This window comes from Rugamonas aquatica, assembly GCF_009380215.1.
GTDB classification, from domain to species: domain Bacteria; phylum Pseudomonadota; class Gammaproteobacteria; order Burkholderiales; family Burkholderiaceae_D; genus Rugamonas; species Rugamonas aquatica_B.
Genome location: NZ_WHUG01000014.1, coordinates 60025 through 74868 on the forward strand (window position 1 = coordinate 60025; position 14844 = coordinate 74868).

The 14844-nt window shown below is 63.1% G+C and carries 17 protein-coding genes; 12 read left to right on the top strand and 5 right to left on the bottom strand.

What is annotated here, in order from left to right:
• Position 1 precedes the first annotated feature (1 nt).
• Positions 2-742 carry a hypothetical protein gene (locus GEV02_RS25840; RefSeq protein ID WP_152840792.1) on the top strand — a complete coding sequence of 247 codons (741 nt, stop codon included), beginning with the start codon at positions 2-4 and terminating at the stop codon, positions 740-742.
• Positions 743-766: 24 nt separating this feature from the next.
• Here the strand turns inward: GEV02_RS25840 and hslO are convergent, their stop codons facing one another.
• Positions 767-1732 (bottom strand): Hsp33 family molecular chaperone HslO, encoded by a 966-nt coding sequence (gene hslO, locus GEV02_RS25845; protein ID WP_152840793.1) that lies wholly within the window; start codon positions 1730-1732, stop codon positions 767-769.
• 3 nt (positions 1733-1735) lie between these two features.
• On the bottom strand, positions 1736-2260 hold the full coding sequence (locus GEV02_RS25850) for a gamma carbonic anhydrase family protein (RefSeq protein ID WP_152802528.1): 525 nt from the start codon (positions 2258-2260) through the stop codon (positions 1736-1738).
• Between the two features lie 163 nt (positions 2261-2423).
• Between GEV02_RS25850 and GEV02_RS25855 the strand changes: the two genes are divergently transcribed.
• The 10 genes from GEV02_RS25855 (at position 2424) to bamC (ending at position 11888) form a co-directional block, all read left to right on the top strand.
• A complete protein-coding gene (locus GEV02_RS25855; protein ID WP_152802530.1) occupies positions 2424-3308 on the top strand; it encodes an alpha/beta fold hydrolase in 885 nt (294 codons plus the stop codon).
• A 251-nt stretch (positions 3309-3559) separates the two neighbouring features.
• Positions 3560-4600, top strand: a complete 1041-nt coding sequence (locus tag GEV02_RS25860; RefSeq protein ID WP_152840794.1) for a threonine ammonia-lyase — start codon at positions 3560-3562, stop codon at positions 4598-4600.
• A gap of 29 nt (positions 4601-4629) precedes the next feature.
• Complete coding sequence (locus GEV02_RS25865) at positions 4630-5463, top strand: 3',5'-nucleoside bisphosphate phosphatase (protein WP_152840795.1); 834 nt, start codon at positions 4630-4632, stop codon at positions 5461-5463.
• A gap of 118 nt (positions 5464-5581) precedes the next feature.
• The gene (gene htpX / locus GEV02_RS25870; RefSeq protein ID WP_152840796.1) at positions 5582-6466 is read left to right on the top strand and encodes a protease HtpX; all 885 of its coding nucleotides are present in this window, start codon (positions 5582-5584) and stop codon (positions 6464-6466) included.
• A 43-nt stretch (positions 6467-6509) separates the two neighbouring features.
• Positions 6510-7133 carry an L-threonylcarbamoyladenylate synthase gene (locus tag GEV02_RS25875; protein WP_152840797.1) on the top strand — a complete coding sequence of 208 codons (624 nt, stop codon included), beginning with the start codon at positions 6510-6512 and terminating at the stop codon, positions 7131-7133.
• Between the two features lie 107 nt (positions 7134-7240).
• Complete coding sequence (locus GEV02_RS25880; protein ID WP_152840798.1) at positions 7241-7918, top strand: site-2 protease family protein; 678 nt, start codon at positions 7241-7243, stop codon at positions 7916-7918.
• Between the two features lie 8 nt (positions 7919-7926).
• Positions 7927-9129, top strand: a complete 1203-nt coding sequence (locus GEV02_RS25885) for a tryptophan--tRNA ligase (protein WP_008451074.1) — start codon at positions 7927-7929, stop codon at positions 9127-9129.
• Positions 9126-9674, top strand: a complete 549-nt coding sequence (locus GEV02_RS25890; RefSeq protein WP_152840799.1) for a class I SAM-dependent methyltransferase — start codon at positions 9126-9128, stop codon at positions 9672-9674. The genes GEV02_RS25885 and GEV02_RS25890 overlap by 4 nt, the downstream gene beginning before the upstream one ends.
• A gap of 84 nt (positions 9675-9758) precedes the next feature.
• A complete protein-coding gene (gene dapA / locus GEV02_RS25895) occupies positions 9759-10634 on the top strand; it encodes a 4-hydroxy-tetrahydrodipicolinate synthase (RefSeq protein ID WP_152802542.1) in 876 nt (291 codons plus the stop codon).
• Positions 10635-10772: 138 nt separating this feature from the next.
• Positions 10773-11888: an outer membrane protein assembly factor BamC gene (gene bamC, locus GEV02_RS25900; protein ID WP_152840800.1), complete on the top strand. Its 1116-nt coding sequence runs from the start codon at positions 10773-10775 to the stop codon at positions 11886-11888.
• A 145-nt stretch (positions 11889-12033) separates the two neighbouring features.
• Here the strand turns inward: bamC and GEV02_RS33860 are convergent, their stop codons facing one another.
• From GEV02_RS33860 to GEV02_RS25915, 3 genes are all read right to left on the bottom strand, one after another.
• Positions 12034-12276, bottom strand: a complete 243-nt coding sequence (locus tag GEV02_RS33860; RefSeq protein WP_116990225.1) for a hypothetical protein — start codon at positions 12274-12276, stop codon at positions 12034-12036.
• A 296-nt stretch (positions 12277-12572) separates the two neighbouring features.
• Positions 12573-13049, bottom strand: coding sequence for a DUF7931 domain-containing protein (locus GEV02_RS25910; RefSeq protein ID WP_152840801.1), 477 nt, complete (start codon positions 13047-13049; stop codon positions 12573-12575).
• A gap of 16 nt (positions 13050-13065) precedes the next feature.
• Positions 13066-14187 (bottom strand): cupin domain-containing protein, encoded by a 1122-nt coding sequence (locus tag GEV02_RS25915; RefSeq protein WP_152840802.1) that lies wholly within the window; start codon positions 14185-14187, stop codon positions 13066-13068.
• A 103-nt stretch (positions 14188-14290) separates the two neighbouring features.
• Here GEV02_RS25915 and GEV02_RS25920 point away from each other — a divergent pair, with 103 nt between their 5' ends.
• The gene (locus GEV02_RS25920) at positions 14291-14833 is read left to right on the top strand and encodes an FKBP-type peptidyl-prolyl cis-trans isomerase (protein ID WP_152840803.1); all 543 of its coding nucleotides are present in this window, start codon (positions 14291-14293) and stop codon (positions 14831-14833) included.
• Positions 14834-14844: the final 11 nt, after the last annotated feature.

The following is a 14844-nucleotide window of genomic DNA, read 5'->3' on the forward strand; positions in this document are numbered from 1 at the left end:
CATGGATACCAAGCCGAGCTTGCAAGACTGGGCGCTGGCCGCGATCGGCGTGCTGTTCATGCTGATCGGCGTGGTGCTGTTGTGGCACGACTTGAATACGGCGGTGACGACCATCGCGTTTGCCGCAGCTTTGGCGGCAGTGGGGATTTCGACCATCGCCCGCAAGCGGCGCTATGGGCGGCAGAAGGTGGCGGACGTTCAGGTGGTGGGCGGCGTGCGGATCCGGCCATCACGGCTCAGGCTGGCCTTGTTCGGCGGCGGAGTTTTCGGCCTGGGCGCTGTGATGCTGGGCTTCAGTTCCGAGGCGCCTTTCCTGATCTTGCTTTGCTACTGGGTGATCGCCGGCACGGGAGCGCTGATGCTGGTTGGTCTCGCCGTCGGTTATCTGCCCAGCCAATATATCGAGTTCACGCCGGCGGGATTGGTGTTGGGCGTCAGGAGCTGGACGGTGCTGTTGCCTTGGGATCAGATAGAGCGGGTGTCCGCCGGCGAGATGCAGCGCAATCCGGTGCTGCTGCTATCGCTGGATGCGCCGGAAACCCTGGACGTTACGCCGCCCGCCAAGCTGGAAAAATTTTTGAAGTACATAGGGCAAAGCCGGGGCTGGACTGGCGCCGATATCTTCCTGATGACGACGCACTTCGGCATCGATCTGCCGGTGCTGGTCAGCGCCATCAGCCGCTACGCGGCGGACCCCGCAGCGCGCGCCGAGCTGGCGCCGCCGAAGGCGCTGGAGGGCTGACCCCGACGGGGACAGCCCGAGGGGTTAGTGCTTCACTTCACCGGCCGGTATCAGCGCTTCGACCGGCGCGTCGGTGGCGAACAGCTGGGCGCAGTCGACCTTGTCGTAGTCGTAGTGCTGGCCGCAGAAGTCGCAGTTGACGCCGACATGGCCTTGCTCTTCCAGCACGCTGTCGACTTCGGCGCGGCCCAGCATCTTCAGCATATTGCCGACCTTCTCGCGCGTGCAGGTGCAGTGGAAGGCCGGGTGCAGCGGCTCGAACACGCGGATGGTCTCTTCCCAGAACAGGCGCTCCATCAGCACGTCGATGGTGGTCGACAGTATTTCTTCTTCCTTCAGCGTGGAGCCGAGGATCACGGCGCGGTTCCAGGTTTCCAGCGCATCGTCTTCGGTCAGCGGCGTGGCTTCGACGGCGGTCTTGCCGCCGTTGTACGGCAGCTTTTGCAGCAGCAGGCCACGCGAGACGTTGTCGTCCGCCGCCAGCCACAGCTTGGTGTCCAGCTGTTCCGAACGCAGCATGTAGTTTTCAATGACGGTGCTGACATCGTCGCCGTCCAGCGGCACGATGCCCTGGTAGGGCTGCTGGCCAGGCATCTTGTCGGCCGGGTCGAGCGTGATGATGAAGCGGCCCTTGCCGTGTTCGTTCAGCAGCGCTTGCAGCTTGGCGTCATCGGCGATGGTCGCGTCTGGATCGAGCTTGGCGGTGGCGCGCAGGTTCAGGTCGGCGTCGCATTCGACCACCAGCAGGCGCAGCGGACCGTCGCCATGGATCTGCATGATGATGGTGCCGTTGAATTTCAGGTTGGCCGACAGCAGCGCGGCCGCAGCCACCATCTCGCCCAGCAGTTTCTTGACCGGGGCAGGGTAGGCGTGGCGCGACAGCACCTCGCGCCAGGTGGCGGAAATGTCGATGAACTCGCCGCGCACGGCGGCGTTATCGAAGATGAATTTTTGCAGGGTGTCCTGGCCGGTGATGGGGGTAATGCTCATGTGTTATCCGATCTTTTTGAGTTGCGTCTTGAACAGTTGGCCGCGCTTGACATAGCTGTCGGCGCTGGCGAGCAGGCGGGCCGCGTCGTCGGCGGTCAGCGTGCGTACGGCCTTGGCCGGCGAGCCGATAATCAGCGAGTGGTCCGGGAATTCCTTGCCTTCCGTGACCAGCGCGCCGGCGCCGACCAGGCAGCCCTTGCCGATCTTGGCGCCGTTGAGGATCACGGCCTGGATGCCGATCAGGGCGCCGTCGCCGATGGTGCAGCCGTGCAGCATGGCCTGGTGGCCGATGGTGACGTTGCTGCCCACGGTGAGCGGGTAGCCCATGTCGGTGTGCATGACCGTGCCTTCCTGGACATTGCTGTTTTCGCCGATGGTGATGCGTTCGTTGTCGCCGCGCAGGGTCGCACCGAACCACACCGAGCTGTTGGCGTGCAGGCTGACTTTGCCGATGATGGTGGCAGAGTCGGCAACAAATGACGATGCATCGATCTCGGGCGCGTGTTCGCCCAGTTGATATATAGACATTGGAAACCTTTGTTGAGTGCTGAATACAGCGCTGATGAGCGGTGGGATGGCGCTATTTTACGCTTGAGCGGCTATCGAACGGTCGTGCTATTATTTTACTTCATCGCCAGCAAACCATCGATATTGCGATATTGCGCCGACTTACGCATTTTCAAGGACCATCATGACCTTCACTTCGTCCCGCTCGGAATTCCTGACCATCCGCGGCCTGCGTTGCCACGTGCGCCACTGGGGGCGGGACGGCGCCCCCAAGATCTTCATGCTGCACGGCTGGATGGATGTGGGCGCCTCGTTCCAGTTCGTGGTCGACGCCCTGCAAGGCGACTGGCATGTGATCGCGCCGGACTGGCGCGGTTTCGGCCTGTCGCAGCGCTGCGGCGGCGATACCTACTGGTTCCCCGACTACCTGGCCGATCTGGACGCCATCCTGCGCCATTACTCGCCGGACGAGGCGGTCAATCTGCTGGGGCACAGCATGGGTGGCAATGTGGTGGGGCTGTACGCCGGTGCGCGGCCGGAGCGCATCCGCAAGCTGATTAACCTGGAGGGCGGCGGCCTGCGGTCCAGCAAGCCGGAGCAGGCCCCGGGCCGCTACGCCAAGTGGATGGACGCGCTGCTGGAGCAGCCCGAACTGCGCAATTACCCGTCGCAGGCGGCCGTTGCGGCCCGTCTGCAAAAGACCAATCCGCGCCTCGGCGACGAGCGCGCGGCCTTCCTGGCGCAGCACTGGTCGGCGCAGAACGATGCGGGCGAATGGGAAATCCTCGGCGATCCGGCGCACAAGCAACCCGGTCCGCTGCCCTACCATGTGGAAGACATCATGGCGTGCTGGAGCGCGATCACGGCGCCGGTGCTGTGGGTGGAGGCCGAGCAGACCAATATGTGGACCTGGATGGGCGGCGAGCAGGAGGGCCGTGCAGAACTGGAGCGTCGTCTGGCGCACCTGCGCGACCTCGAATGCAAGGTGCTGGCCGACGCCGGTCACATGCTGCACCACGACCAGCCCGAGGAACTGGCCCATCTGATCGAAGCCTTCCTGGCGCGCTGACCGGAATCGCTTGCCAAGGCTTTAGCTATTTGGCATGATTGAACACATGACCTCCCATCCGACCATCTTGCCAACCCGCCGCCACGTCGCTTCCGACGCTGGTGCTGCTGCGTTGGCCGGTCGGAGCCTGTCCGCCGTCTCCATTATTCGAATTATTCAGGGTCGCTGAGCTGCGGCTGCGCCGGTGCTCGGCGCCCCCAGCCTCCACGGGCTCAGCCCGCATTCCCTCGAATATTTTATGGAGCAGCACCATGAGCACATCCTATCCCTCGCTGGCCGAGATCCGCGACACCGCCCGCCGACTGCAAGGCAAGATCCTTGAAACGCCCGTGTGGCGCTGGCAGACCGGCGTCATCGAAGAACAATTGGCTGGCGGAGAAGTCTGGCTGAAACTGGAATTGTTCCAGAAGACCGGCACCTTCAAGCTGCGCGGCGCCCTCAACTGCATCGCCGCGCTGGACGAGGCGGAACGGCGGCGCGGCATCGTCGCCGTCAGCGCCGGCAACCACGCGATCGCGGCGGCCTATGCCGCGCGGCTGGCCGGGTGCAGCGCCAGGGTGGCGATGCCGCAGCACGCCAGCCCGGCCCGCATCGCCGCCTGTCGCGAGCTGGGCGCCGAAGTATTGCTGATGCCCGATGTGCACCAGGCCTTCGCGCGCGGCCGCGAGATCGAGCGCGACGAGGCGCGCACCATGCTGCATCCTTACGAGGGACCGCTGACGGCGCAGGGCACGGCCACCATCGGCCTGGAACTGATGGCGCAGATCCCGCAGCTGGACGCGGTGGTGGTGCCGGTGGGCGGCGGCGGCCTGTGCGCCGGCATCGCGGCCGCCGTCAAGCAGATCAATCCGGCCTGCGCCGTGTACGGCGTGGAGCCCTACGGCGCCGATGCGCTGTACCGCAGCTTCGCTTCGGGCCGGCCGGAAGCATTGGAACGGGTCGACACCGTGGCCGACAGCCTGGGGGCGCCGTATGCGATGGCCTACAGTTTCGGCGTGTGCCGCCGCTTTGTGGACGAGGTGGTGCGGGTGGGCGACGACGAGATCTGCCTGGCGATGCTGCACCTGTTCCGCGACGCCAAGCTGGTGGCCGAGCCGGCGGCGGCGGTGGCGACGGCCGCGCTGTTCGGGCCGCTGCGCGAGCGGCTGGCGGGCAAGCGCGTGGCGCTGCTGGTGTGCGGCTCGAACATCGACCCGGTGCGCTTCGCCGAGCTGCTGGCGCGGGGCGCGCGCGTCCGCAGCGCCGGGGTTGACGCGGCGGCACATGGTTTGAGCGCAGGCAGCGTACAATGATCACTTCACTGCCGTAATCATTGAGCCATATGTTGAAAGTCGATCTGCACTGCCATTCCAATGTTTCCGACGGCGTCCTCGCGCCGGCCGCCGTGGCGCAGCACGCGCGCAAGGCGGGGGTGGACGTGTGGGCCTTGACCGATCATGACGAAGTGGGCGGCATCGCCGCCGCCCGCGTAGCCGCCCAGGAGCAGGGCATGCGCTTCGTCACCGGGGTGGAGATTTCCATCACCTGGGCCAACGAAACCGTGCACATCGTCGGCCTGCAGATCGACGAGCACAACGCCGGGCTGGTCGAGGGCCTGGCCCGCACGCGCTCAGGCCGCGATAACCGTGGCCGCGAAATCGCCCATCAGCTGGCCAAGGCCGGCATACCGGACGCCTACGAGGGCGCGCTCAAGTATGTCGGCAATCCCGACCTGATGTCGCGCACCCACTTTGCACGCTACCTAGTGGAAGTGGGCGCCTGCGCCAACATCCCCGAAGTGTTCAAGAAATACCTGTCCGAAGGCAAGCCCGGCTACGTGCCGCATTGCTGGGCCACGCTGGCCGACTCGGTCAACTGGATACGCGGCGCCGGCGGCGTCGCCGTGATCGCGCATCCGGGCCGCTACAAGTTCAGCCAGCTGGCGCAGGGCCAGTTGTTCGACGAATTCAAGCAGCTGGGCGGCACGGCGATCGAGGTCGTCACCGGCAGCCATACGCCGGACCAGTACGCGGTCTACGCGCAGCTGGCCAACAGCTACGGCTTCCTGGCTTCGCGCGGCACCGATTTCCATGCGCCGGGCGAATCCCGCGTCGATTTCGCGCTGCTGCTGCCGCTGCCGGCCAACGTCACACCCGTCTGGCACGACTGGTTTTAATCGGTAAATTACCGCGTCGATTACCGGCGCGTTGTAAGAGCTTGTATCTTGAATTTGCGTTCGCACGGTCATACCTTATGATTTGGGCAAATTTTTTGCCTGTACCGGAGACCTTCCCATGAAACGCATCATCCTGTTTATCGCCACCAACCTCGCCGTGATGCTGGTGCTGTCCATCGTCCTGTCGCTGCTGGGCATAGGCCGTCCGGGATCGGGCAACACGCTGCAACTGGGCAGCCTGCTGGCGTTTTCGCTGGTGGTGGGCTTTACCGGCGCGATCTTCTCGCTGCTGATCAGCAAGCCGATGGCCAAGTGGTCGACTGGCGCCCGCGTGATCGCCGCACCGTCGTCGTCGACCGAGCTGTGGCTGGTCAACACCGTCAAGGCGCTGTCCGAGCGCGCCGGCATCGGCATGCCGGAAGTGGCGGTCTACGACGGCGAGCCGAACGCCTTCGCCACCGGCGCGTTCAAGAACTCGGCGCTGGTGGCGGTGTCCACCGGCCTGCTGGAAAACATGAACCGCGACGAAGTCGAAGCCGTGCTGGGCCACGAAGTCGCCCACATCGCCAACGGCGACATGGTGACGATGACCCTGATCCAGGGCGTGGTGAATACCTTCGTGGTGTTCCTGGCGCGGGTGGTGGGCTTCTTCGTCGACAACGTGCTGTTGAAGAATAACGACAATGAACGCCGTGGTCCCGGCATCGGCTACATGGTGACCGTGTTCGTGTGCGAAATCATCTTCGGCCTGGCCGCCTCGCTGATCGTGGCCTGGTTCTCGCGCCAGCGCGAATTCCGCGCCGACGCCGGTTCCGCCAAGCTGCTGGGCAGCAGCGTGCCGATGCAGCACGCGCTGGCCCGCCTGAACGGCATGGAGCCGGGCGCCTTGCCGCAGTCGATCGCGGCGGCCGGCATCACCGCCGCCGGTGGCTGGGGCGCGCTGTTTTCGACCCACCCGCCGTTCGAACAACGTATTGCCGCCTTGCGTAGCGTACAATCCTAAGCGTTATTAACAGCGGCCGGGAGCATGCCCCGGCAGCGGCCATATGAGTCAATTTTTCCAGGTCCATCCCGTCAATCCGCAGCCGCGCCTGATCAAGCAGGCGGCGCAGATCGTGCACGACGGCGGCATCGTCGCCGTGCCGACGGATTCCTGCTATGCCCTGGTCTGCCATCTGGATGACAAGGCCGCCGTCGAGCGGCTGCGGCGCATCCGCGGCATCGATGAAAAACACCACCTGACCCTGCTGTGCCGCGACCTGAGCGAGATCGGCGTCTACGCGCGGGTCGACAACCGCCAGTTCCGCCTGCTGAAGGCCGCCACGCCGGGCCCGTTCACCTTCATCCTGGAGGCGACCAAGTGCGTGCCGCGCCGGCTCAGCCATCCGTCGCGCAAGACCATAGGCCTGCGGGTGCCCGAGGACGCCATCGTCCACGCGCTATTGGAAGAATTGCAACAGCCGCTGCTGGGCACGACGCTGATCATGCCGGGCGAGGACGATGCGCTGAACGATGCCGACACCATTTGCGAACGCCTCGGCAAGCAGATCGAGCTGATTATCGACGGCGGCGCCTGCAGCATGGAACCCACCACGGTGATCGACCTCAGCGGTTCGGACGCCGAGCTGGTGCGCCAGGGCAGGGGCGATGCGGCCATGTTCGGCCTGTAAGCCCGGCCTAAGCCTGGGCTGTCATTGTCAGGCATTCAACAGGGCAAGTGCGCCGGCCCCTGACGGCGCAGCAAGTGGCTTACCCGGCCTCTGGTAAAATCCCCCTCATGAACGAAACCGACAGTATTATCCAGACCATCACGGTCTACCTGATCCCTGTTCTTTTTGCAATTTCCCTGCATGAAGCCGCACACGGATACGTCGCCCGCTATTTCGGCGACCCCACCGCAGCCAACGAAGGGCGCCTGACCGCCAATCCGCTGCGCCACATCGATCCTTTCGGCACCGTCATCCTGCCGCTGATCCTGAGCCTGCTGCACCTGCCTGCGCTCGGCTACGCCAAGCCGGTGCCGGTCGATTTCGGCCGCCTGCGCAATCCGAAGAAGCAGATGGCGCTGGTGGCGGCTGCCGGTCCGGCGGCCAACTTCGCCATGGGCCTGGGCTGGATGGCGCTGTGGGTGGTGATGATCCAGGCGCTGGGCATGCCGCCGGACGACTTCTTCGTCAAGATGGCCGAGGCGGGCTACGGCGTGAACTCGGCGATGTGCATCTTCAACCTGATACCGCTGCCGCCGCTTGATGGCGGCCGCATCGTCACCGGCATCCTGCCGATGCCGCTGGCGCGCAAGTATGCGCAGATCGAGCGCTACGGCATGTATGTGTTCATCGGCCTGATCCTGATGATGCAGTTCGGCTTGCTGACAGGCTTCCTGGTCGGCGGCATGCACTTCTTGCAAAGCATCTTCTACGTGCTGTTGTACCCCCTTATTTTCATTCTGAGCTGAGCCCGACTATGTATCCCGATCGTGTTGTATCCGGCATGCGCCCCACCGGGGCCATGCACCTGGGCCACTACCACGGCGCCTTGAAGAACTGGATCAAGATGCAGTCCGAGTTGCCATGCCTGTTCTTCGTGGCCGACTGGCACGCGCTGACCACGCACTACGACGACCCGACCGTCATCGAGCGCAGCACCTGGGACATGCTGGTCGACTGGCTGGCCGCCGGCATCGATCCGTCGCAGTCCACGCTGTTCATCCAGTCGCGCGTGCCGGAACATGCCGAGCTGCACCTGCTGCTGTCGATGGCCACGCCGCTGGGCTGGCTGGAACGCGTGCCGACCTACAAGGACCAGATCGAGAACCTGGCCAACAAAGACCTGGCCACCTACGGCTTCCTCGGCTACCCGCTGCTGCAGGCCGCCGACGTGCTGATCTACCGCGCCAGCCAGGTGCCGGTGGGCGACGACCAGGTGCCGCATATCGAGATGATGCGCGAAATTGCGCGCCGTTTTAATCATTTGTACGGCAAGGAAAAAGGCTTCGAAGAAAAGGCGCAGGATGCGGTGAAAAAGCTGGGCAGCAAGCGCGCCAAGCTCTACAACGAACTGCGCACCGAATACCAGCAGGACGGCAAGGAAGAGGCGCTGGAGCAGGCCAAGGCCATGCTGGACGACGCCCAGAGCCTGTCGATGGGCGACCGCGAGCGCCTGTTCGGCTATCTGGAAGGCAGCCGCAAGCTGATCCTGGTCGAGCCGCAAGCCCGCCTGACGGCCGCCTCGCGCCTGCCGGGCCTGGATGGCCGCAAGATGTCCAAGAGCTACGGCAACTCGATCGCGCTGCGCGAAGACAAAGCCTCGGTCGAAAAGAAAATCCGCACCATGCCCACCGACCCCGCCCGCGTGCGCCGCACCGACGCCGGCGATCCGGCCCGCTGCCCGGTCTGGCAGTTCCATCAGGTGTATTCCGACAACGCCACCCAGGAATGGGTGGTAAAAGGATGTAAATCCGCCGGTATCGGCTGCATCGAATGCAAACAGCCGGTGATCGACGCCATCGTCAAGGAGCAGGAGCCTATGCACGAGCGCGCCCAGCAGTATCTGGATGACCCGTCGCTGGTGCGCGCCATCGTCGCCGACGGCAATGACGCGGCCCGCAAGCTGGCGCTGGAAACCATGCGCGACGTGCGCGAAGCGATGGGGCTGGCCTACTCATGAGTGAACTGATCTCATCCTGGGTGCAGCGCTATGCACCGCTGATCCCTGGCGGCGAAGTGCTGGACCTGGCCTGCGGCAGCGGCCGCCATTCGCGCCACCTGGCTTCCCTGGGCCACGCCGTGGTGGCGGTGGACCGCGACGCCGAGGCGCTGGCCGCCGCGGCCGGGCCGGAAATCACCACCAGCGCCATCGACCTGGAGGAGGCGGGCGCCGCCTGGCCCTTCGGTCCCGACCGATTTGCCGGCATCGTGGTCACAAACTACCTGCATCGCCCGCTAATCGCCGACATGTTGGGCAGCCTGGCGCCGAACGGCGTGCTGATCTACGAAACCTTCGCGGACGGCAACGCCCAGTTCGGCAAGCCATCGAATCCGGCCTTTTTGCTGCAGGCCGGCGAGCTGCTGGAATTGGCCCGCAGCCACGGCTTGCGCGTGGTGGCCTTTGAAGACGGCGTCGTCGATACGCCGAAAGCTGCCATGGTGCAACGTCTGTGCGCCGTGAAGCCTGATTTTCCCCGCGTGGCGGCACTTTTACCGCCATTTTGACGGCCGATTTGTCGCCCCGAATGCACCATATCGGCGGCCTATCGTCTACAATCGTTGTTTTAATACTTTATGCAGTGGTTTCCTATGATTAAGGGCAGCATAGTAGCAATCGTCACCCCGATGAACGCAGACGGCAGTCTGGACTTCGAGGGTCTGAATCAGCTGATCGACTGGCACATCGCCGAAGGTACGGACAGCATCGTCATCGCCGGCACCACCGGCGAGTCGGCCACGGTGAGCGTGGAAGAGCACTGCGCGCTGATCAAGGCGACGGTCGCCCACGCCAAGGGCCGCATCCCGATCATCGCCGGCGCCGGCGCCAACTCGACCGCCGAGGCGATCAAGCTGACCCGCTTCGCCAAGGAAGCCGGCGCGGACGCCACGCTGCAAGTGGTTCCTTACTACAACCGTCCTACCCAGGAAGGCATGTACCAGCACTTCAAGGCCATCGCCGAAGCGGTGGACCTGCCGGTGATCCTGTACAACGTGCCGGGCCGCACCGTTGCCGACATGAGCAACGACACCATCCTGCGTCTGGCGCAAATCCCGAACATCGTCGGCGTCAAAGATGCGACCGGCAACATCGGCCGCGGCTACGACCTGCTGCGTCTGGCGCCCAAATCGTTCGCCGTCTACTCGGGCGACGATCCGACCGCGATGGCGCTGATGCTGGCCGGCGGCGCAGGCAACATCTCCGTCACCGCCAACGTCGCCCCGCGCGACATGGCCGACATGTGCGAAGCGGCGATCGCCGGCAATATCGCCAAGGCAGTGGAACTGAACAATAAAATGTTCCCGCTGCATCAAAAACTGTTCATCGAGCCGAATCCGGTGCCGGTCAAATGGGCGCTGGCGGAAATGGGCAAAATGCCAGCCGGCATCCGTCTGCCGCTGGTGCCGCTGGCGGCCGACTGCCACGAAGCGGTGCGCGCGGCCCTGCGAGAAGCCGGCGTGCTGTAAAAACCTTAGCAACAAGCCCCGACTTCGGTTCGGATCAACCCTGATTTGCTGCTTTTCAGCTTCTTAAACAGTAACGACATGACTATTCGCAAGACAGCTTCTATTTCCTCGCAGCGCGCCGTCGTAGTAGGCGCATTGATGGCCAGTTTGACCGGTTGCGGCATGATCGGTTCGGTAGTCGGTAACGACAAGGTGGACTACAAGTCCGCCAAGAAGGCCAGCACGCTGGACGTGCCGCCGGATCTGACGCAATTGCAGAAAGATAACCGCTACTCGCTGCCGGATTCGAACAACGGCGTCGCCACGGCTTCCGGCTACAACGCCTCCAAGGGCATCGTCGCCGGTCCTGGCGCCATCATTCCGGGCACGCCTCCTGCCGGTACCGTGGTGCCGACCAGCATCAACGATATCAAGGTCGAGCGCGACGGCAATCAGCGCTGGCTGGTAATCAAGCAGACGCCTGAGCAACTGTGGCCGCAGCTGAAGCAGTTCTGGGAAGATTCGGGCTTTGTGCTGGCCAAGGAAAACGCCACCGCCGGCACCATGGAAACCGAGTGGAATGAAAACCGCGCGAAGATTCCGCAAGACTTCATCCGCAACACCATCGGCAAGGTCTTCGACTCGGTCTATTCGAGCGGCGAGCGCGACAAGTTCCGCACCCGCATCGAGCGCCGCGCCGATGGTGCCAGCGAGATCTACGTCAGCCATCGCGGCGCGCAGGAAGTTGTCACCGGCGCCCAGAAGGAATCGACCACCTGGACCCCGCGTCCTAACGATCCGGGCCTGGAAGCCGAATTCCTGGCACGCCTGATGACCAAGCTGGGCAACGGCGCCGAAGTAGCGCAAGCCAAGACCGCCGTCGATGGCGCGATTGTGCAGCCGCAGCATGCGTCGCTGGTGGGTGCGGGCGCCGAGCGCGCCGTGCAGGTGGATGAGGGCTTCGACCGCGCCTGGCGTCGTGTCGGCCTGGCGCTGGACCGCGCCGGCTTCACCGTGGAAGACCGCGACCGCACCCAGGGTACTTATTTCGTTCGCTACGTCGACGACACGACGGAAACCAAGGGCTTCTTCGGCAAGCTGTTCAGCTGGGGTTCGTCGTCGGAAGCCGATAAGGAAGCGCAGCGCTATCGCATTTCGGTGAAAGCCGGCGCGGGTAATAGCAGCACTGTTACCGTGTTGAGCAATACTGGTAAAGCGGAAGCAACGCCAGTGGCAGATAAGATCCTGACCCTGCTGCACGAACAATTGAAATAAAACGATACAAATAAAAAAAACCGCCTGCACTGAGCGCGATCTTGAGCGCGTTCAGGCTGGCGGTTTTTTTTTATTGGGGCTCACCCCGATAAAAGCTTGAGACGAAAAAAAACCGGCCCGAAGGCCGGTTTTTTCCGCAAGCTGATTACTTCGAAGCAGCAGGAGCAGCAGCAGCCGAAGCGGCTGGAGCAGCAGCAGCGTCCGAAGCAGCAGGAGCAGCAGCGGCTGGAGCAGCAGCGTCAGCAGCTGGTGCTGGTGCTGGAGCAGCAGCTGGAGCAGCGGCTTCTGGAGCAGCTACTGGAGCTGGAGCAGCAGGAGCTTCTTCTTTTTTGGAGCAAGCAGCCAGAGCAACAGCCAGCAGGGAAACGATCAGCAGGGATTTTTTCATGGGGTTTTCCTTAATTAATTCAAAATTAAACACAATTGTTGCGATTAATAATTACCGGTAATTATCGCTCATTAGGTCGTCTTCGAAGGCTTTCGTACCGAAAATGGTGCCTGCCAGACAACGGAAACTTCCTAACCGAATATTATAGCGATTTTTAGTGCGTCGCAATAGGACAAACAGCCGTTTTCACTACTATTTTGCGATATCGCAACATTTCGGTTTCGACTCCACTTTAGCAGAGTTTGCACGAAATACCAGTGTTCGCATCGAACTCCGGCATTTTACCTTGAACTGACTCATAATCCAGTTGAGTTTGCGTACAATCCGGGCGCCGACTCTAACCAAATTGTAATAAAACGTTCGGCACTGGTTTGGGTATCTTCCGGCCCGTCAAAAACCGCTTCGCCACGGAAATGATCGGCATGAAAACGGCGCACAATATGGCGGTCGTCGGCGATGCAGAAGGAGTCCGTCAGCTGGCGCAATTGCTGGCTGGTGCGGCGCACCTCGACCAGGTGGCCGTAGTCCTTGATCAGGCGCAGGAAGCGGGGCGCGTCGCGCTCGACGGCGCGGCCCTCGTGCGCCGCCAGCTGCAGGCGGCCGCCGTTTTTCAGGTAGTGCCGCAGCTGGGCGTCGGTGGCGCTGGCGCCCAGTTCCCAGATGTGGAAATCCGGGTCGAACATGGTCAGCGTGTGCTCGGCGCGGGCGATGCAGCTGGACAGGTGCTGGAGAAATTCCGCCCTGGTGGTGAATGGAAAACTCTGCCGTTCCATGCTGCTTCCCCCGTGGTTAACCCAACTCTATCCAGCCGTCCTGATACCAGGTGTATAACGCGTCCATGACGTCGTCCGAGGCCGCCGCCAGCGCCGTGCCGTCCAGCGCGCGGTCGTTGGCCAGCAGCTCCAGCGTGATCTTGTCGGCGCGGCTGACGCCGAACGATTCGCCGTTGATGAACACATGTTTGCCGCGGTACAGCATTTGCGTCTTGCGCGACAGCGACAAGCCTTTTTTCGCCGCGCTTTCGCCGAACTTGCCGAACGTCAGCGGCTTGGCCGGGCCGGTGAAGAACACATTGTGCTTGGGCTCGGACATATACTCGCCCAGGAAGATGGTGATGTCTTCCTCGGTGAAGCTGACCTTGTTGATTTCCTCGGCGATCGTGTTCAGCATGTGGCGCGGGATTTCCGCCGGCTTGGCGGTCGCCTCCAGTTCAGGATCGCCGTAGCGGCCCGGCAGGTCGATCGAATCGGCCATGAATTGCAGGAAGGCTTCGCCCAGCTCCTGGTAGGACGGCGAACGGAAGCCGATCGAATAGGTCTGGCAATCGCCGATGGCGATGCCGTCGTGCGCGTAGTGCGGCGGCAGGTACAGCATGTCGCCCGGGTTCAGCACGAACTCTTCGTTCGGCTTGAAGTTGGCCAGGATCTTCAGCGGCAGGCCTTCGACCAGCGTCAAATCCTTTTGCGGGCCGATGCTCCAGCGGCGCTGGCCCTGGGCCTGCAGCAGGAACACGTCGTAGGAATCGAAGTGCGGACCGACGCCGCCGCCATCGGTGGCGAAGCTGACCATCAGGTCGTCCAGGCGGGCATCGGGAATGAAGCGGAACTGGCGCAGCAGCGCGTCGGCCTTGGCGTCGAACAGATTGACGCCCTGGACCAGCATGGTCCATTCCTTCTGGTCCATCGGCGGCAGGCTTTCCAGCGGGCCGTGCTGCATATGCCACTGGCCATCGACGTTGGTCACCAGGCGCGATTCCGCGTGGTTGGTCGAGGCCAGTTTGGTCAGCGCCTCCATGCTCAGCAAAGGCTTGAATCCGGGGATGGCGTTGCGGATCAGCAGGGGCTTCTTGTGCCAGTAGTCGCGCAGGAACTGCGCCGGCGTGATATCGCCGAGGAGAGGTAATTTTTTCATGCGCTCATTATAACCATCGCCGCGCCGATTGTCGGGCTGGCGGCGGTCCGGCAGGCGATCCAAGGTATAATTCCGGGGCTTATATACAGAAAGGAATTACAAAATGAAGATTGCCAAGAACACGGTCGTGACTGTGAATTACAAGCTGTCCGATGCCCAGGACAATCTGATCGAAGACGGCCGTCAGCCTATGGTTTACCTGCACGGCGGCTACGAGAACACGCTGCCTAAAATTGAAGAAGAACTGGACGGCAAGGAAGTCGGCTATTCGTCGACCATCCAGATCGAGCCGGAAGATGCGTTCGGCGACTACGACGCCGCGCTGGTCAAGGTCGAGCCGCGCAACCGCCTGCCTGAGCCGCTGGAAGTGGGCATGCAGTTCGAAGGCATGCCGGACGGCGACGATGGCGAAGAAGCGATGATCTTCACCGTCACCGATATCGCTGACGACAAAGTGGTCCTGGACGGCAATCACCCGCTGGCCGGCATGGCGCTGCGCTTCTCGCTGAGCGTTGCCGACGTGCGTGAAGCCTCGGAAGAAGAAATCGCCCACGGCCACGTGCACGGCGCCCACGGCCACCACCACGGTGACGAGGACGACGAAGGCGAAGACGGCGATCACGTCGCCATCCACCCGATACACTAAGCAGCAAGTGA